Annotated in this window: 13 protein-coding genes; 6 read left to right on the plus strand and 7 right to left on the minus strand. The window is 35.2% G+C overall.

The genetic code is table 11. From position 1 onward, the window contains the following. Positions 1-120 precede the first annotated feature (120 nt). The 3 genes from der to ACFINE_RS03780 all read right to left on the minus strand — a co-directional run bounded on the left by der (position 121) and on the right by ACFINE_RS03780 (position 4568). Positions 121-1545 carry a ribosome biogenesis GTPase Der gene (der, locus tag ACFINE_RS03770; RefSeq protein ID WP_375621094.1) on the minus strand — a complete coding sequence of 475 codons (1425 nt, stop codon included), beginning with the start codon at positions 1543-1545 and terminating at the stop codon, positions 121-123. A 4-nt stretch (positions 1546-1549) separates the two neighbouring features. After that, positions 1550-2221, minus strand: a complete 672-nt coding sequence (locus tag ACFINE_RS03775; RefSeq protein ID WP_375621095.1) for a tetratricopeptide repeat protein — start codon at positions 2219-2221, stop codon at positions 1550-1552. Between the two features lie 574 nt (positions 2222-2795). Then, on the minus strand, positions 2796-4568 hold the full coding sequence (locus tag ACFINE_RS03780) for an SLC13 family permease (RefSeq protein WP_375621096.1): 1773 nt from the start codon (positions 4566-4568) through the stop codon (positions 2796-2798). Positions 4569-4922: 354 nt separating this feature from the next. Between ACFINE_RS03780 and ACFINE_RS03785 the strand changes: the two genes are divergently transcribed. The 3 genes from ACFINE_RS03785 (at position 4923) to ACFINE_RS03795 (ending at position 9344) form a co-directional block, all read left to right on the plus strand. Next, on the plus strand, positions 4923-6629 hold the full coding sequence (locus ACFINE_RS03785; protein WP_375621097.1) for a hypothetical protein: 1707 nt from the start codon (positions 4923-4925) through the stop codon (positions 6627-6629). Positions 6630-6775: 146 nt separating this feature from the next. After that, the gene (gene nhaA / locus ACFINE_RS03790; RefSeq protein ID WP_375613536.1) at positions 6776-8134 is read left to right on the plus strand and encodes a Na+/H+ antiporter NhaA; all 1359 of its coding nucleotides are present in this window, start codon (positions 6776-6778) and stop codon (positions 8132-8134) included. Between the two features lie 961 nt (positions 8135-9095). Then, on the plus strand, positions 9096-9344 hold the full coding sequence (locus ACFINE_RS03795; protein ID WP_375621098.1) for a hypothetical protein: 249 nt from the start codon (positions 9096-9098) through the stop codon (positions 9342-9344). A 1396-nt stretch (positions 9345-10740) separates the two neighbouring features. On the opposite strand, the gene ACFINE_RS03800 is transcribed toward ACFINE_RS03795, so the two are convergent. After that, positions 10741-11997 carry an aspartate kinase gene (locus tag ACFINE_RS03800; RefSeq protein ID WP_375612083.1) on the minus strand — a complete coding sequence of 419 codons (1257 nt, stop codon included), beginning with the start codon at positions 11995-11997 and terminating at the stop codon, positions 10741-10743. 188 nt (positions 11998-12185) lie between these two features. On the opposite strand from ACFINE_RS03800, the gene ubiG reads away from it, so the two are divergent. Next, positions 12186-12929 (plus strand): bifunctional 2-polyprenyl-6-hydroxyphenol methylase/3-demethylubiquinol 3-O-methyltransferase UbiG, encoded by a 744-nt coding sequence (gene ubiG / locus ACFINE_RS03805; RefSeq protein WP_375621099.1) that lies wholly within the window; start codon positions 12186-12188, stop codon positions 12927-12929. A gap of 20 nt (positions 12930-12949) precedes the next feature. Here ubiG and grxC read toward each other — a convergent pair whose 3' ends face one another. Then, entirely contained in the window at positions 12950-13204 is a 255-nt protein-coding gene (grxC, locus tag ACFINE_RS03810) for a glutaredoxin 3 (protein WP_375612081.1), read from the minus strand. A 47-nt stretch (positions 13205-13251) separates the two neighbouring features. Then, the gene (locus tag ACFINE_RS03815; RefSeq protein WP_375621100.1) at positions 13252-14037 is read right to left on the minus strand and encodes a ComF family protein; all 786 of its coding nucleotides are present in this window, start codon (positions 14035-14037) and stop codon (positions 13252-13254) included. 196 nt (positions 14038-14233) lie between these two features. Here ACFINE_RS03815 and ACFINE_RS03820 point away from each other — a divergent pair, with 196 nt between their 5' ends. Further along, positions 14234-15112 carry a methyltransferase gene (locus tag ACFINE_RS03820; protein ID WP_375621101.1) on the plus strand — a complete coding sequence of 293 codons (879 nt, stop codon included), beginning with the start codon at positions 14234-14236 and terminating at the stop codon, positions 15110-15112. A gap of 7 nt (positions 15113-15119) precedes the next feature. Here the strand turns inward: ACFINE_RS03820 and ACFINE_RS03825 are convergent, their stop codons facing one another. After that, entirely contained in the window at positions 15120-16475 is a 1356-nt protein-coding gene (locus tag ACFINE_RS03825; RefSeq protein ID WP_375621102.1) for an L-cystine transporter, read from the minus strand. Positions 16476-17303: 828 nt separating this feature from the next. Between ACFINE_RS03825 and ACFINE_RS03830 the strand changes: the two genes are divergently transcribed. Next, positions 17304-17741: a type ISP restriction/modification enzyme gene (locus tag ACFINE_RS03830; protein ID WP_375621103.1), complete on the plus strand. Its 438-nt coding sequence runs from the start codon at positions 17304-17306 to the stop codon at positions 17739-17741. The last annotated feature ends 976 nt before the right edge of the window (positions 17742-18717 follow it).

Consider the following 18717-nt stretch of genomic DNA (forward strand, 5'->3'; position numbering starts at 1 on the left):
CAATAAAATTAAAACTTTAGCAAATAAAATTTTAATTTTATGAAAAGAAAGATCATTGAAAAAACTTATTTTTAAGATTCTTAAGTATAGATTTCATTCACTTAAAAAATTAAAGAGTTATCATTTCTTCTTAGAACGTGTCGCAAAAGGATTATCAGAGGCTCGTAATGATATGCGAATGGGTATACCAGACATATCAAATGTTTCACGTAACCCATTGATAAGGTAACGCAAATACGACTGAGGCATACTTTTGGGGCGCGAGCAAGAAATCATAAATCCAGGAGGACGTGTCTTAACCTGTGTGATGTATTTAACCTTAAGTCGACGTCCAGAAACCGCAGGAGGTGGATGATGTGCCACAACAGTTCCAAGCCATTGGTTCAATTTAGCCGTCGAAATGCGACGATTCCATACACGGTGCATCATCATGATATTTTCCATCAGTTTATCAATCCCTTGACCATATTGTCCTGATAAAGGAACAGCTCTCAAACCACGAACTTGAGGAAGAAATCGCGCACATTTTTCATGCAAATCAATCAATGTGGTCTGACTGCTTTCAATAAGGTCCCACTTATTGAAAGCAATAACTGGAACACGCCCTTCACGAATCACAAGATCAGCAATTTGTAAATCCTGCTTTTCAAAAGGTATCGTTGCATCAAAAACAATGACCACCACTTCTGCAAAACGAATAGCACGCAAAGTATCTGCAACAGATAGTTTTTCTAATTTTTCTTGAATTCTCGACTTTCGACGTAAACCTGCAGTATCAAAAAGTTTAATATGACGACCACGCCATTCCCAATCTACAGAAATAGAATCACGCGTGAGTCCTGCTTCTGGTCCTGTTAACAATCGCTCTTGTTTCAACATACTATTGATAAGAGTGGATTTTCCTGTATTGGGACGCCCCGCAATTGCAATCCTAATGGGCTTACTTTCATCGTAAATAAGCTCCTCTTCGTCCAAATCCTTTACATCATCACCAACAGATGTAGGTTGTATCATTCTATCTTCTTCTTTGTTGTTGCCAAAAACATGCTCTGACCCAACAGCATCTATAATTGCATCACGCAGATCACTAAGTCCCAAACCATGTTCAGCCGATATTGGGCATGGCTCCCCCAAACCTAATGACCACGCCTCATACTCTCCTCCTGTTGCCGCTCTTGACTCAGACTTATTGGCAACAAGCACAATTGGCTTTCCTGATTTGCGAACCAATGAAGAAAAATTTAAATCACTTGGTGTTATTCCGCTCTTTGCATCAAATACAAATAAAATAAGATCCGCTTCATCAATTGCAACTTTTGTATGAGAACGCATACGCCCCTCAAGTGTATGATCACCTGCTTCTTCCAGCCCAGCCGTATCAATCACATCAAAACGTAGATCTTGAAGTTTTGCCGCATGAATACGCCGATCACGTGTTACACCAGGCTTATCATCAACCAAAGCCAATTTTTGCCCAACCAAACGATTAAATAGCGTTGACTTCCCAACATTGGGACGACCAACGATAGCAATGGTAAGGCTCATCGATTTATTCCTTATTTGTCTTGCCCTCAGCTTGTATAAGCTCAAGCATCATTCGAGCCCGATCTGTTATTTTTAAACCCAAAGAACCTTCTTCAGAAATTTTCTTAAAATAATAAACCGCCTCATCCATTTTATCCGCCTTATAAGCAGCTAAGCCTAAAGCTTCTCTTGCAGACATACGCATAGGATCGGTATCACTTGCCATATCTTTAATGCGCTTTTCAACATCAGCTAATGTCCCTGTATCAACCAGAATATAAGCCGCCCGAATTTTTGCAACTTTCTGCAAAATCTGCGGTGCTTTCTCATCCGCTGCAACAGAATCAAAGATCTCCACTGACTTAATAATATCACCTTTCTCCATGAGTAAAGAAGCCTCACGTAAACGAGCAAGAAAAGGATATCCCCCAAAATGAGAGGTTTTAACAGTTTCTAATTGCTTTATCGCTTTATCAAAATCACGTGTATCCACAAGATCAAGACTCTTTACAAATGCATCACCAATATAACTAGCTTTCTTTATTTGTGTATGATGATAAACTTGATAAGCAACTATCATGAATATAAAAAGAATAGCTGCTCCAATAATTGAAAAACCATACCGTCTCCAAAAAGCAAGCGCCTTTTCCTGACGAAATTCTGCATTCACTTCAGCAATAAAACTATCATACGACATATATCATACCTTGAAAAAAGTTACTTCACCTGTGCTTTTACGCATAAATGGATAAAGATGGTAGCCCTAATTAACTAAAAATCTTTAAATTACTCGTTTATTTATTTTAAATCAACATGTAGCCAATTCAATCAGATTTTTGCAACAGTCTTAATCGAAAATGATGTAAGCACCCTGTTTGTTCACATTACAGCTTTTACATATTATGAAAAATTCACTGCCTTAATATTTATCATGATTGCCTATCATCTCAAGCGAACTTTCTCTCCATTATATAGAGGGATAATCTTTTAAAGTCTTCAACCGCAATCGTTGGTTGTATTGGATTATACAATTTATAATAGAAAAACCAATTCTTGAAAAAACTTGAATAAACAGTAAATTTCCATGAATATCTACTAAAACCAAATAGATAAATTTTTATCTGTATCCAAAATACCGAAGCGCCATGATTACAGTGTGGTATAATTCCAAATCTTCAGTTAAAGCTCTTTATATAAAGTATATCCCTTCAACTTATCTTCATACGATTAACAACCTTTTATAATTGATCCTTAAAGTTTCTAAAAATATCCTATTGTAAGGGCCAAACCCACATAAGCATTGGAACAGCAATAATAACGATCAACACCGCCAATGGAGCACCCAAACGTGGATAATCACTAAAACGATATCCTCCTGGCGCCATCACGAGCATATTACTTTGATGTCCAATAGGTGTAAGAAACTCACAGCCCGCACCAATTGCAACAGCCATCAAAAAAGCTTCAGGCTTATAATGAAGGGAATGAGCAAAACTTGACGCAATTGGTGCTACCATCATCACTGTTGCTGCATTATTCAAAAATGGCGTGACCAACATAGCTGTCACCAACATAAGCGCTAAAGCACCGGATGGCGGGAAAAATATTGCCAATTGGCTCAGCCATTGACCAATGAGATCAGTACATCCTGTTTTCTCTAACGCTTCACTCACTGGAATAAGAGCCGCTAATAGCACTAATATTGGGCCATCTAATGCCTGATACAGATCACGCGCGGGCAAAACACGAAAGATCACCATTGCAGCAGCAGCAGAAAAGAAAGAAAAAGCAACTGGAACAATATGAAAAGCTGTAAAAATAATTGCTATAAATAAAACAGCTAAAGAGATGAAACCATGTCGTAAATTTCCAAACACAATATTTCGTTTTGCTAGGGGCAAGCATTTCAATTCTCTTAATAAATTTGGAATAACTGCATCCTGTCCTTGCAAAACAATCACATCTCCAAGATGGAAAATAATATCATCAAGTCTTCCCCGCACCCTTTCATGTTGACGACTTAACGCAAGCAAATTTACATTATAGCGATCAAATAAAGAAAACTCTTTCGCACTAATACCGATAAGAGGTGAATTATGGGTAATGACTGCTTCAATAATATCAATATCACTGTCCTTATCACCTGCAACAATAGTTCGCCCCTTAGAAAACTCTAAACGAGCAGAGTTCATCACGCTATCTAACCCTGTATGTGATCCTTCCAGCAAAATAATATCATTTTCAGACAAAACAAAATCTGGTAATGGTGAAATAGATACTTTGTTTCTGATGATTTGAATCACCATAACATCACCACTTGATGGCTTAACCAAATCAACAATATTTTTTCCCACAATCGGTGAATTTATTGGAATATGTACTTCTGCAACATAATTACGAATATCAATGGCATCATCAAACGATACACCCGAACGCACACGCACAGGCAAAAGCCAATAAAAAAGAACCAAATATACAACACCAGCCGTCGCAACAACCGCACCAACTGGTGTAAAATCAAACATAGTAAAAGGTGTTCCTGCTAAACGTTCTTGCATCGCTGAAATAACAACATTGGGAGATGTTCCTATCTGTGTCATAAGCCCCCCCAACAAAGAACCAAAGGCCATGGGCATCAAAAAGACAGAAGGAGAAACCTGAGAACGACGTGCAAACTGAAAAGCTATCGGAAGCATAATCGCCAAAGCACCAATGTTTTTAACAAACATTGATAATACGACAACAGAAAGAACCAAAAAAGCTAATTGAAGACGCACCGATTTCACGTCTGGCCATATCCGTTGGATAATAAATTCCATTATACCAGAGCGAGATACAGCAGTACTGACAACAAACACACTCCCCACGATAATAACGATATCATTACTAAAACCGCTAAAAGCTTCCTTCGGACTGACAAGACCAAGGGCACAAGCTATTAATAAAGTACAAATAGCAACAAGATCATAACGAAATCGATCCCAAATAAAAACAACCATCATGAGACCAATGATCGAAAAAGCCATTATTTGATTTTCTGTCATAACACTTACCTCTCCCCATTAAATTATAATGAACAAGAACATATTTTTTATGTTTTAAATATTCCTATAAACAGCAGCAAGATAAAAGCAGACATCGAAATATTTTAGGATAATTTTAAAGTGATAAAAAATTATGATGCGCATAAACTTGCCTCTCCTTATTATGCGTGCTTTTCTATAAAGTGCTGAACCCAAAGAAAATTGATAAAAGTTGATAAAGCTATATTGTAAAAAAGATGAGAATAACTCTAATATAGAGAGTAGATAATTGTTGAAACTGGTACACGCTATATTTAAACCTTTGTCGTTGCTTAAAAGAATTTATCTTCACTCTCAATTCAAAGAGTGGTAAAAATGAAAGAAGAAAGAATGGTCAATCTTAATAGTGGGTATCAAAGTAACCTCAGATATTGGCTCACTTGCATTATTGGATTTGTTGCTATCTTAGCAATTATAATTGTTGGTGGATTTTATATTGCAAAACCCTATCTTGACAGTTTTGTAAGAAAAGAAATAGCCCGTCATTCCATAAAAGCCGAAACATCTGAAGTAAGCATTCTAGGTAAAATCAATTTGAAGAATGTGACATTACCTGTTCCAGCTGGTACATCACTTAAAATTGGTGCCATTTCTGCCCGTCCTCCTCTTTCCTTTATTCCCGGAACTTTTACATTTTATAATGTTGATTTAAAGCATAATAATATTCACGTGCAAATTCCCCAAATTTCTCTTCGGAATGTATCCTTAAAAGAAAAGGATAGAACGATAACATCACGTCTTTTACAATCAATGATGCGTATTGAGCTTTCCTCAATTATTGCTCCCAATATACAACTTTCTATAGAAAATAAAAATAACCGAACAGAAACGGTTGAAATCAAGAATTTCCAGCTTTCTGATTTTAGAAATAACCATATCCATTCAGTTAGTATCAAAAATATGGATCTTAAAACGGTCGTAGCAAATGGTGCCAAACAGATGCAACTTATGGCTAAAAGTGATACAATAAAAGCCCATGATATCGATATCAACTATGCCTACTCTATCATTTTTGGAAAAAACAATGCTCTCAATCAAGGTAAAACCGTTACTGGCCCCATTTCTTTGAATAATATAAGTGTCGATATTTTTGAAGAGGCAGAAAAAAACAGCTCTTTCTTCCTTGGACAGTTTAAAACATCTGGTTTAAAGATGAAACCGCTTGAACAAACTCCTGAAAAATTAATCAAAGCTTATCTTAATGCAAGAAAAGAGAATAATAAAATCGCTGAAAAAGTAGCACAAAATGGTCTTCTTCTAAACATACTGCTCGCCATTACCTCAGCGGATGCCAAAGTTGATAATATCACCGTTGATATACCGCAGTTGAAAGCAACGCTCGAATCATTCCAATTCAAACCAAGTTTGTGGAAACAGCCTATCCCTAAAAAGCTTTTTCTTTCTCTCAATAACCTTTCCGTTTTACCTAAAAAAATGAATGAAAAAGACTTAAATTTGCTTAAAAAAATCAATCTTGAGCGCTTTAATGTTTCAGGAAAAATTGATATTTCTTACGATGAAAAAAAACGTATGCTCTTTCTTGATACAATGTCTTTCAATATGAAAAACGTTGGATCTGGGAACATATCTGCTAAGGTTATTGATGTTGATGAAAAGCTTTTTTCTGGTCAGAAAAATATAATGATTGCTGCGTCTCAAGACCTTGGCATCAATGAAATTAATATACAATATACGGATGCAGGTTTCATTGATAAGCTTTTTTCTTATCTTGCGCAAAACCTTAATGACAGCCAACATGATCTAAAAAAGGAACTTTATGACGATTTCTATCTAATGATGACGCAGACCCCAAAAATTCTTATAAAAAATCATGACGAAGCAGAAAAAATTTCAAAATCCTTAGGAGAATTTGCTAAAAATTCACAAACATTGATCGTTAAAATTAAAGCAAACGATAATAAAGGTCTCGCAATAGTTGATCTCGAATCTGCTCTACAAAATGATCTATCCAAGGCTTTAAGCAAAGTACATCTCACTATTAAAAATGAAACATCACCTTAAACATTTTGTGCTTTAAACATGATGATCTTACCTATAAATTAAGAACTTTATTCCTCTTTTTTCTTTTATATGATACAGAAGGTATCACACAGAGTCATTTATACAGAGAATATAGAATCTAAAATTGTCGATTCTTGGAGTTGTTCATGTCTGATTTATCTTCAAATCGCCTGCCTAATCGCGCTTCTCGTGTCACCAATCAAGCGCTTTCTGCTATCGAGCGTTTTCTCCATATTGAAGCTCTTAGTGGTGTTGTTCTTTTATTAGCTGCTGCTGCTGCACTTATTTTTGCCAATTCTAAATATGCTGCTTTCTATGAATCTTTTTGGCATACACCTCTTGGCTTTAATTTGGGTCATTTCACTCTTTCATGGGATTTACATTTCTGGGTTAATGATGCCCTTATGACTATTTTCTTTCTCGTCGCAGGAATGGAAATTCGACGCGAAATTCATGAAGGTGCTCTTGCCGATTTTAAACAAGCAATCTTACCAATTGTTGCTGCAATAGGGGGCGTTTGTGTTCCTGCAATTATTTACTTTATCTTTAATTTTAACGAGGGACATATCCGCGGTTGGGCTGTGCCAACAGCAACAGATATTGCCTTTGCTCTAGGTATTCTTGCTCTTCTAGGAAAAAAAATTCCTTCTAATCTTCATATTATTCTTCTATCATTAGCAATTATTGACGATATTATCGCTGTTCTTATTATTGCTTTTTTCTACTCAACAAACATTGATCCTAGCGGTTTAATGATTGCAGGAGCGGGTATTGCTTTGGTACTATTTTTTCAGTGGATCGGGCTTGCATCAGCATGGCTTTACATTTTACCTGGTGCAATCATTTGGTGGGGTTTAATGGTAACAGGTGTTCACCCATCGCTTGCTGGCGTAATCTTAGGGATGATGACTCCCGTTCTTCCTACCCGTACTCTTGTAGCGCCACTCACCATGCTCAGTAACGCTATGCAAATTCTTCAAGAAAAAAATACAAAAACAGATCTGCATCATATTTCAACAGCATTGAAAAAGATGCGCAAAGGACAACGGGCCATGATTGCCCCAGTAACACGTGTTCAAAAAGCATTGCATCCATGGGTTGCATACGGTATCATGCCAGTTTTTGCCTTCGCAAATGCAGGAGTAAGTTTTGCAAACTTTGATCTTTCTTCTGACAAATCATTCTTGATTGTTCTGGGTGTTGTCATTGGTCTTTTCATCGGTAAGCCTCTTGGTATTATCACTGCCAGTTATATAGCTGTAAAATCAGGGCTATGCCGCCTACCCCCTCATATGACCTGGACAGGCGTTTTACTCATTGGTTTTTTAGCAGGAATTGGCTTTACAATGTCTATTTTTGTTTCAATGCTCGCTTTTAAAGATATTATTCTGCTTGATGCGGCAAAAATTGGGGTCCTTTGTGGCTCAGGTTTATCTGCCCTTATCGGTCTGGGATATGGATTTATTTATATTAAGCGCAATAAAGGAATTTCTCATAGTTCCTAACAAACTAACTGAAAATACATTTTTATGCAGAACTTTTAAAAAACGATTTCGCTCATTTGTTGGGTTCGGACGATATTTAATGTAAAAGCTGTTGTCTCGCCTCATCTTTACACTTATGAAGGAGAAAACTAACATCATCATACTATTTACGAGCCTCTAATGTTACAACACCTTTGACTCTTAAGAAGACTTATAAGAGATATTTTTATTTCTTTCTTCAATATTCTTTTACTCATGCACCAGCTCCACTCATGATATGCACAGAAATGATTTTAATTGTTTCAATATAAAAGGCTTCGTGGTTTCAGAAAAGCTGCCTTTCGTCAGGACTATTATTCACTATAAAAAAATTAATTATTATGAATCAATATCTTATGTTTAATCATACGAAACAGATAAGAATAAGCAAAATTCAATAATCAGTTAAGTAATTCCATGGTTTATTTTTTTCCAATAAACCACCCTCCTCGTTACTGATTTTATTGCGGTATTCTAAATAACTTTAATTTTTATCTGCTTAAAAGCACATTATTTTTGGATAAAAAATATTTAATTTATCATTATAAATCTTGAATGGAGTTCAAATATCGTATGATTTCTTCATTTCAAATCTGTACATGATAAATCAATCAAGACTATTCTCTTACACGTCACAAGCCGAGGAGAAATATGGATTATTTGAAGAAAGAAGACTGCTTCACCATATCCATACAAGAGTTGTTCAACACGAAAACTAAAAATTAAATGATGACGGCCAACTGACACCTTTGATCTAAGAAGGAGATGGGGCGCACAATGGCTTTACCGTTATACCATTCATGGTCGGTGCCGTGAAATGGACTTGGGGGGCTTGAGAGATATTTTTTCAAAACAAGCGCGTAAATTGGCACTATAATAGCGTTTTGTTTTACGTGAAAGGTATATACGATTTAAATAACGCAATAAACAAAAACGTGAACCAATGTGTAATATCCATTATTTAAAAGATATTGCTGTCAATACCTTTGAAAATTGTAAAGCAGAATTAAAAGGAAGTTGGTTTTCACTTTTATGGCTTCATATTCTCACCCAATTAGGTTTTATCTCCATTTCAGAAATTACCCCACCAGGTATACGCAACATCCTTATTCCTATCTGGCATACAAAAACAGGAGTTGCTCGTAGGCCCCTTATCCGTCTCAATATACCATCAAATATGCATCTGCTCTGACATTAGATATTGATACAGGTAACAAAAAACAAAAGATTTATTTGGAATAACAACGTCATAACATCACTATTAAATTGACAATGGAGTGGAAAAATATTCCCGTTTTTTATCATCGACACATCGCTTGTCTCACTCCATGAAAGAATTAAACTTGAAGCATGCTTCCATAGGGAGCACTCTAGTTTACGTAATTAACTCGCGGGAAAAAAGAAACCCCTAGTCATTTAGACTATTCTAAAACATATGATTGATGGAAAAATAGAGCATATATATCGTTGTTCTCCCCTTTTTCCGCTCTTATTTGATATTTATTTTCTTTTTGTTTAAAGAGGTCGCTCTATATTTCTTGATACCATAAAATACTCTTCATAGATAATTTAAAAAGCAATGTTTCCGAGACTTTCGAATTTATACAACGCCACATAAAATACAAGAAGAGTAAAATAATATGGCTATATTTCTCACAAGAAGAGCTTTACTTACAAAGACCACCATTTGCAAAATATGTAAACATGATAAGAAACTAGCACAATATACTGCAAAAACGAAAGAATGTATTTCATGTGTGATTGGCAGTATGACACAGAAAATACTTATAATAGAGTAGTTAAGGGAAGAAAGTTAACCTAAAGAACATATGGAGGTATCAAAAACTTTGTAAATCTTAATCATAATTCAAAAAAGAGAAATAGACATGAAAAAAATTTAAGTAATAAAATCATAAAAGCAACACACTGTAACATTATCATTAATTTTGATCTATATTTACATGATTTTATGAAAAGTACTTCTGAAGAAGCTATAAACGCATAAGACATGGTAATTTTATAACTTATAGTGCAACATAAATATTATCTATAGAGATATATTTTTTATTGCCTCGTAATACGGAAAAAATTAAATTTTCAAGATATACATAAAGTCATAAACAATCATTTGATGACAAACTAAACATCTCTAGAAAATACATCATCAATTCTATTTTGGTAATTCCGTCACTAATCCAATGAGCTCCCATTTCTCTAAGATTTATAATATTAAATCTGTATTCACGAGGCTGTCCCTCATGTAACATGCATTCTTTGAATAAACGCAGTGCATTGTTCCTTAGTTCTATTAAGGCTTATCGTAAAGTCTTCTCCATCTCACTCTATAGGCTCTAAAACGTTTATAGACGGCATATTTTATATCCCTTCTTAAACCGTTTTTTACCCAAACATCTTTCTCTTGTAATGTATAAGTGACCATTTTAAATTCATCATGAACAAGTTTAAAATGAGAGAGTCCTGCTGTATTAAATATTCCATTTAAGTTAAAATATAAATATCCTTAACAAAAATTATTAATATATATTAAAGCTTTACGTTATTGAAACTCTGTTGAAACTAAAAAATACTTATCCCTTATCAAGTGCATAAACAGCATGTAATGTTCTAACCGCAAGTTCAGTGTAAGCACTATCAATCAAAATAGAAATTTTAATTTCTGAGGTCGTAATTGCTTGAATGTTAATACCCTTTTCAGCCAAAGCCTTAAATGCTGTAGCGGCAACACCTGCATGGCTACGCATTCCAATACCAATCACAGATACCTTGGCGAGATCGCTTTCAAACTGGAGAACATCAAATCCAATTTCTTTGCGATTCTTTTCAAGAAGTGTAACGGCTTTTTCTACATCTGATGATGGTACAGTAAAAGTCATATCAGTTTTTGAGCCATCTTCAGAAATATTTTGCACAATCATATCAACATTAATGCTTTCTTCAGCCAAGGGACCAAAAATTGCTGCCGAAATCCCTGGACGATCGGCAAGCCGACGAAGGGAAATTTGTGCTTCATCCTTAGCAAAAGCAATACCAGTAACATTTTGTTGTTCCACAATTTCATCCTCATCGCAAATAAGTGTTCCAGAAGAACTCATTGGATCCTCCATGCCTAACGCATCAGGATCCTCAAAACTTGAACGCACAAAGGTACGAACCTTATGAACCATTGCCAATTCAACAGAACGAACCTGTAAAACCTTTGCACCAAGAGAAGCCATTTCTAGCATTTCTTCAAAAGCTACTTTTGGTAAACGACGCGCTTTCGGCTCTATACGTGGATCCGTTGTATAAACACCATCCACATCCGTATAAATATCACAGCGATCAGCTTGTACAGCAGCGGCTATAGCAACAGCACTTGTATCTGATCCCCCACGCCCTAAGGTAGAAATCCGGTTATCCGGAGATAACCCCTGAAAACCAGCAATAACGGCAACCTGACCTTCCTGAAAACACTCGATTAAAAAAGATCCATCAATATTAGTAATACGTGCACGGCCATGCGCATTGTCTGTATGAATAGGAATTTGCCAACCAAGCCATGAACGTGCATTCACCCCCATTTCTTGAAGTGTCAAAGCCAACAAACCTGACGTAACCTGTTCACCAGAAGCAACCACAACATCATATTCACGAGCATCTCTATGCATAGAGGAAGCATCACTTGTCCACTGAACAAGTTCATTTGTTTTACCAGCCATCGCAGATACGACAACGGCAACCTCATTGCCTGCATCAACCTCTCTTTTGACATGCCTTGCAACATTATGAATACATTCAATGTTTGCTACAGACGTTCCACCAAATTTCATGACAATGCGCGCCATTAATAACACTCTTACCTTTACATCTCTTATCTCAAACAGTAATGAGAATTAGATGCTGTATCAACTAACCATTTTCTCGACATAGCGAATATCTATCATTTGTGCAAGTTTCATTATGATTATATTAATTTCTCTTGACTTTGTATAAAATCTACTTGACCTGATCATTAAAAATAAAGGAAGGCAACATGATCGATGAAACACAAACAACTATTGATCAAAGTGAAATTGATCATTTTTCACGTATTGCTACAGAATGGTGGAATCCACAAGGAAAATTTCGACCTCTTCACCAATTTAACCCAACGCGCCTTGCTTACATCAGAGAAAAAATCTGTTTAGAGTTTAATCGTGACCCTTCTTCACTTACGCCCTTTCACAATTTGAAAATTCTTGATATTGGCTGTGGAGGAGGCTTGTTATCTGAACCAATGGCACGTCTTGGTGCTATAGTTGTAGGCGTTGATGCTGCACAAACAAATATTGAAGTCGCAAAAACCCATGCAGCCCAAAATGATCTTTCCATTGATTACCGCACGACGACAGCAGAAGTACTTGCCAATGAAGGAGAAAAATTTGATATCATCCTTAATATGGAAGTTGTTGAACATGTCGCTGACGTTAATCTCTTCATAGAAGCTACAGCAAAAATGCTGAAACCACAAGGGGTGATGTTTGTCTCAACACTCAACCGCACATGGAAAGCATGGGGGCTTGCTATTGTAGGCGCTGAATATATTCTACGTTGGCTTCCTAAAGGAACCCATGATTATAAAAAATTCCTAAAACCTCTAGAACTTAAAAATTTCTTATCAAAAAACGCTCTGACTGTCGTTGATGAGATAGGTATTACTTATAACCCATTAAACGACAGCTGGAATCGCTCAAAAGACATGGGCGTTAACTATCTCCTTCTTGCAAAACGGTCTTAAGAATATGTAATTTACAAATATTATATGCCTTGTAATAAAGAATTGAGCTTTCCCTCAGCCTCTAAAGCATAAAGATCATCACAACCGCCAACGTGATAATCACCTATGAAAATTTGTGGAAATGTATTACGTCCATTTGCACGCTGTACCATTTCTTGGCGAAGGGATGTGGAAGCATCAATATCTGTATACTTTACGCCTTTTTTATTAAGCAAATCACGTGCTTTTGTACAATAAGGACAGTTAGGGCGTGTATAAATTATTACCTCTTTCATAGTATTATCCTCCAATATTTTTTAATAATATTCATTTTAAATTCCTCTTAAGAAGAGGGAAAAATAGAATCTTCTTTGAGAACACGCGAAAATGTTAGCACATCAACCTGTCGTGCACCTGCATCTTTTAATGCAGCAGCTGCTGCTGTAACTGTTGCACCCGTTGTAAATACATCATCAATCAGCAAAACAGAACATCCTTTGAGATATTTTTTAACTTTATGCGAAACCTTAAAAGCATTTTTTACGTTAAGTTTTCTCTCTCTCGAAGAAAGACTAACCTGCGGACGGGTATGCCGACAACGAACAAGCCAACTCGGTTTTAAAAGCTTTTTTTGTGATGCTGCAATGTAACGTGCAAGCTCAGCAGATTGATTATAACGCCTCTCCCAAAAACGACGAAAATGCAATGGAATGGGAATAATAACATCACAATCATCAATAACCTCGCGTCCAGCAAACATCATCCAATTGGCCATAAATGATGCCAATTCTATATGATCACCATATTTTAAGCGCGTTACTAAAGTTCGTGCAAGCCCTTTATGAACAATGACTGAGCGAACACGTGAAAAAGGATGGGAATTACGGAGTGCTTCACCACTAAGAAAACCATCCCCCATATCACAAACAAAAGGAGTCCCCATAACAGGACAATAAGGTTTTGTGATAAATTGAAGATCTTTCCAACATTCGGAGCAAATCGTACCATAAGTAAAAACATTTTGCTTACATCCAGGACAAATTGGTGGATAAAGCATCGTTTTCAAGCGTTCAACGAACTTACTTAGTATATCCCCACTATTTAACGCCGCTTCTCGAAAATACAACATTATAAATTTAGGCTTTTACAAGTTTCCCTCAGAACAAAAGTTCCTTTGTATTTCCTCAATTTATAATTTTAATTCCTTTAAAAACTCTTACCTTCTATAAATTTATTTTCTTTCATATTATAAACTTGACAGAGCTTGCACAAATAATGAACCTTTTTAAAATATATTCTTTCATAGATCGAAAGTGTTCTACAATATGTCGCATCCTTTAATTTTTGATCATAACCGCATTGAACAATTCCGAAAACGTGCCTTTCAAAAAGCAAAAAAAGGATGTGACTTTTTACTCTCTCACATGGCAGAAGATCTCTATAAACGCCTTAGCACTGTTGATCGCCTCTTTACATTAGCTCTCGATTTACACAGCCATACAGACCTTGCTGCGCAAGCTTTAATGAAATCTGGAAAAGTTTGTTCCATAGAACGCATTGAGACCGATACGCTTTATCAAAGCCATGATAAAAAATTTCATTTACGTCATCGAGAATTTCTTGATTTACCTCAAAGTTACTGTGACCTTATTGTTTCACTTCTTTCATTACAATTGACCAATGATACCCCTGGTGTTCTAAGCCAGATAAAAAATACTCTTAAACCAGATGGCTTATTTCTTGCTGTTATGGCAGGAGCTGGTACATTAAGAGAATTGCGGGAAAGCCTGCTGCAAGCTGAAAGTGAAATTTATGGTGGAGCAAGCCCTAGAATCTACCCTTTTGCCAACATTCGTGATGCAGGCGCTCTTTTACAGCGTGTTGGCTTTGCCCTGCCTGTAGCAGACGTTGAAGATATCACAATACGTTATAATACAATGTTTGACCTTATGCACGATCTTAAAGCTATGGGAATGCAAAATGCACTCATCAATCGTTCACGACGCCCTGTATCCAAACGTTTTTTTCTCCGCGCAGCTGAAATCTATGCACAACAATTTAGTGATCCTGATGGACGTATTCGTGCACATTTTTCTTTCATCTGGCTCTCTGGTTGGGCTCCTCATCCCAACCAACAAAAACCCCTACAACCTGGTTCAGCGCAAATATCTCTTACAGATGTTTTACAGCCCCAAAAAATATAACCTAAAATTATTTTTTTAAAATACTTTTATCTGTTGTCCGTAATATTTGACTAGTGACCGTTCCAGCTATCATTGAATCGCTCACGTTTAGAGCAGTACGTCCCATATCAATTAGCGGTTCAATAGAGATAAGTACAGCAACCAAAGTAACAGGAAGCCCCATAATTGGTAACACAATCAATGCAGCGAAAATAGCACCTCCCCCCACACCAGCAACACCAATAGAACTCAACGTTACAACACCAACAAGCGTAGCAATCCAAGTGGGATCAAGAGGATTAATACCCATAGAGGGTGCAATCATGGTCGCAAGCATTGCTGGATAAAGACCAGCACAACCATTTTGTCCAATTGTTGCCCCAAAAGAAGCTGCAAAACTCGCAATGGATTGTGGTACACCTATCCACTGTGTTTGCGCTTCAATATTCAAAGGAATACTTGCAGCACTTGAACGACTGCTAAAAGCAAATGTTAAAACTGGTAAAACCTTTTTGAAAAAACGAAAGGGATTAATCCCAGAAATACCAAGCAATACACCATGAATTCCAAAAATTAAAATAATACCGACATAAGAGGCAATGATAAAAACCAGTAAATTTAAAATATCTGTAATACGCGATATTGCTCCTACTTTCGTCATAAGTGCAAAAATACCATAAGGCGTCAAAGCAATCACAATACGGACTAACCGCATAATCCAAGCTTGTGCCACTTGAATAAATAAAAGCGCTTTTTCTCCTTTTTCTGGCTCATCTTTCTTTAAAAGAAGAACCGATGCACCTAAAAATGACGCAAAAATAACAACACTGATAATTGACGTACGTTTAGCTCCACTCAACTCAGCAAATGGATTTTTAGGAATCATAGACAAAATCATCTTTGGTATATTCATATCTCCAAGTTTAGAAATATGACCTTCAAGAAGAGCAGAAACATTTTGCCCTTCATGCACCAAACCATCGGTTGTTAATCCAAAAAAATTAACCACAAGCACACCAACCAATGCTGAAAGAGCCGTTGTAAAAAGCAATATTGAAATTGTTATTATACTCATCTTTCCAACAGCATAAACAGAATGTAAATGAGCAACTGCTGAAACGATAGAGATAAAAACCAATGGCATAACAATCATTTGCAACAATAAAATATAGCCCTCACCGACAATGTTAAACCATTCAACGGATTTCAATAAAGTGCTTTCACCCTCTCCATAAATAAACTGCAAAACACTTCCAAAAATCAAGCCAAGGATAAGCCATAGCATAACACGTAGTGAAAGACTCCATTGCATTTTCTTACTTTGAGAAACCAATAATAAAAAAATAACAAATAGAAATAAATTGACGAAAAAATTAAATGTCATTGTCTATACTCACTATTATTATGGTTGACATAAATAATCTGCATAATTCAAAATCAATGCATGATATTTAAAATTAACCTATAAAGCTTACAAGGCTTTTACAAAATCATTATTTTTTTAATTTATAGATTAAAAGAGAATTTTTTATCTACTAATAACTGTTTAAAGAAAATAAATAAAATTATTTTCTTATTCTTTAAATTTTCACTCTCATAAAATATTTAAAAAAGAGAAATATAAGCAACATTCATTGCATCTTAATACTGAATAATTACAGCATATCTTATCCTATAAATCTCCTTACCTCTCTCTTTTTCTATTTGAACTGAAGCGGGCTTTCCAAGCAAGGATGAATTAACAATTGAACATTCATGATTTTTCTAGAAAATACACCAACAAGCTACTTCTGCTCATTTTATGGACTGCACTCTCAATAGCTTTGATCAGCACTTCAAATATAATTATTTTATTGAAAATACTTTTTATACATTCTTTCTTTGCTCTCAATGAAAGCTTTTTTATTTTTCAAAACTCTTTTTATAGTCATAAAAAGGCTTTGAAATACAACATGTTGATTTATAATCATAATTTACTGTTTTGCATATTAAATTTGCATATTAAATGAGAGTCCCGAATAACGTAAGATTCTCTCATTTCAAACCTGTTTATCTTGAATCAATCAAAATCATTTGCTTGCACGTCACAAGCAGGGCTGGCGTATGGGTAAAAATGTATAAGAAAGGAGTAAAAAGACCTTTTATGAAACATCTTAATGCAAGAGCTGTCGCAACATTGGAGGGCGGAGCTTGAGCAGCAAATATAAATAATATGATTGCTTTTTATAATAGCGCAGTAAAACGTTTTAACGATACCTATTCATATGCTGATCGAACAACACGTGCACATGCTATAGATAATTTTGCCACTTTAGATATAAAAAAGATAAGTTGGAGTTATAATCTTACGCAAGAACTAATAAGAGGAAAGGTTTTTGAATTTGAAGAGGCATGCCTCACTCAGAGTTCATATCATCCTTTTACGCAACAGTGGTTTTATTGTAATCGGAATCTCAACGATGGAATTTACCAAATGCCTCGTATAGTCCTGATAGGACAAAAAGTTGAAAATAGGATGATACAAATTACAGGCATAGGAGCACGAAGCGTTTTTTCTGTATTGATAGCTAAGAATTTGCCTAATCTAGATGCAATAGATACAGGTCAATGCTTTCCACGGTATCTTTATAAAAACGTTGAATCTCTGTAACTGTTCATGATGAAAAACAATCCCATTTGTTTGCAAATTCAATAAAGGAAAGAAAAACATCTGGTTTACAGAGGCGTGATGCCATTAGGGATGAAGGACGAGCACATTTTAAAGCTGCTTATCCTAGTGAGAGCATAACAAAGACGATTACAAATTTCTAGATAATGAAAACAATGGAAAAGACTGAGGATATATGATTAAAATGGGAGGCTTTAAACCTAAAAATATTATAAATTTTATGAATAATACAGTTTAAAGCATTAAAAGCAGTCTTACAGTAGATTTACAATGTATGGGGATAATTAATTGCCTATAATAAGTTGCGCTCATACTGATAAAGATTATTCTGCTATAGAAATGTTGTGCTTTTTTGACTTTTTGTGCGTATTCAAACACTCATTCGTTGCAAATTCAATCTCTTTATCTCGTGCCTCTTTATCAAGAATAATAGTATTTTAATATAATACCCCTTTGCATACAAATAGTTATTTCTTATCTATGAATAGCTTATAATTTCATATAACTCTATGAAGATAATATTTTTTATTTATCAATATTTAATGATGTAATTAACACATTCATTATATATATATAATAATCTTTATTTCTATCTATTTACATAATATATTTCTTTTTTTATAAAAATAAAATTGAGTTATACATACATCGATCTATCGGTATTTTTTCTACTTTCTTTTTAGCGCACTGAAAGATTGATATCGTAATTTTTGTATAATAAAATACTCTTTCATATAAGCATCGTATATTGAATTATAATAATTGACTATTAACGGCAAATTATATTTTTTTATCCCTTTTAAAAGTAAAAAATATTATTTTCAGACCTATTCATAAGTAGGCTTAGCCAAGTGAATAAAAAATGTTTGATAATAAGCTTTATCTCTTATGAACTATCTTTTGTACAAAGGGACAACATTATGATTACGGAAATATCGTGATATTATTAGGTATAAAA

Origin of the sequence: Bartonella sp. AA97HXZ, from assembly GCF_042196985.1 — a bacterium.
In the GTDB taxonomy this organism is placed as follows: domain Bacteria; phylum Pseudomonadota; class Alphaproteobacteria; order Rhizobiales; family Rhizobiaceae; genus Bartonella.

Coding starts and splice junctions, on each gene's coding strand:
- ACFINE_RS03820 (WP_375621101.1), top strand. CDS start 14,234: ATGTCGCATCCTTTAATTTTTGATCATAACCGCATTGAACAATTCCGA.
- grxC (WP_375612081.1), bottom strand. CDS start 13,204: ATGAAAGAGGTAATAATTTATACACGCCCTAACTGTCCTTATTGTACA.
- ACFINE_RS03800 (WP_375612083.1), bottom strand. CDS start 11,997: ATGGCGCGCATTGTCATGAAATTTGGTGGAACGTCTGTAGCAAACATT.
- nhaA (WP_375613536.1), top strand. CDS start 6,776: ATGTCTGATTTATCTTCAAATCGCCTGCCTAATCGCGCTTCTCGTGTC.
- ACFINE_RS03775 (WP_375621095.1), bottom strand. CDS start 2,221: ATGTCGTATGATAGTTTTATTGCTGAAGTGAATGCAGAATTTCGTCAG.
- ACFINE_RS03815 (WP_375621100.1), bottom strand. CDS start 14,037: ATGTTGTATTTTCGAGAAGCGGCGTTAAATAGTGGGGATATACTAAGT.
- ACFINE_RS03795 (WP_375621098.1), top strand. CDS start 9,096: ATGTGTAATATCCATTATTTAAAAGATATTGCTGTCAATACCTTTGAA.
- ubiG (WP_375621099.1), top strand. CDS start 12,186: ATGATCGATGAAACACAAACAACTATTGATCAAAGTGAAATTGATCAT.
- ACFINE_RS03830 (WP_375621103.1), top strand. CDS start 17,304: ATGATTGCTTTTTATAATAGCGCAGTAAAACGTTTTAACGATACCTAT.
- ACFINE_RS03825 (WP_375621102.1), bottom strand. CDS start 16,475: ATGACATTTAATTTTTTCGTCAATTTATTTCTATTTGTTATTTTTTTA.
- ACFINE_RS03785 (WP_375621097.1), top strand. CDS start 4,923: ATGAAAGAAGAAAGAATGGTCAATCTTAATAGTGGGTATCAAAGTAAC.
- der (WP_375621094.1), bottom strand. CDS start 1,545: ATGAGCCTTACCATTGCTATCGTTGGTCGTCCCAATGTTGGGAAGTCA.
- ACFINE_RS03780 (WP_375621096.1), bottom strand. CDS start 4,568: ATGACAGAAAATCAAATAATGGCTTTTTCGATCATTGGTCTCATGATG.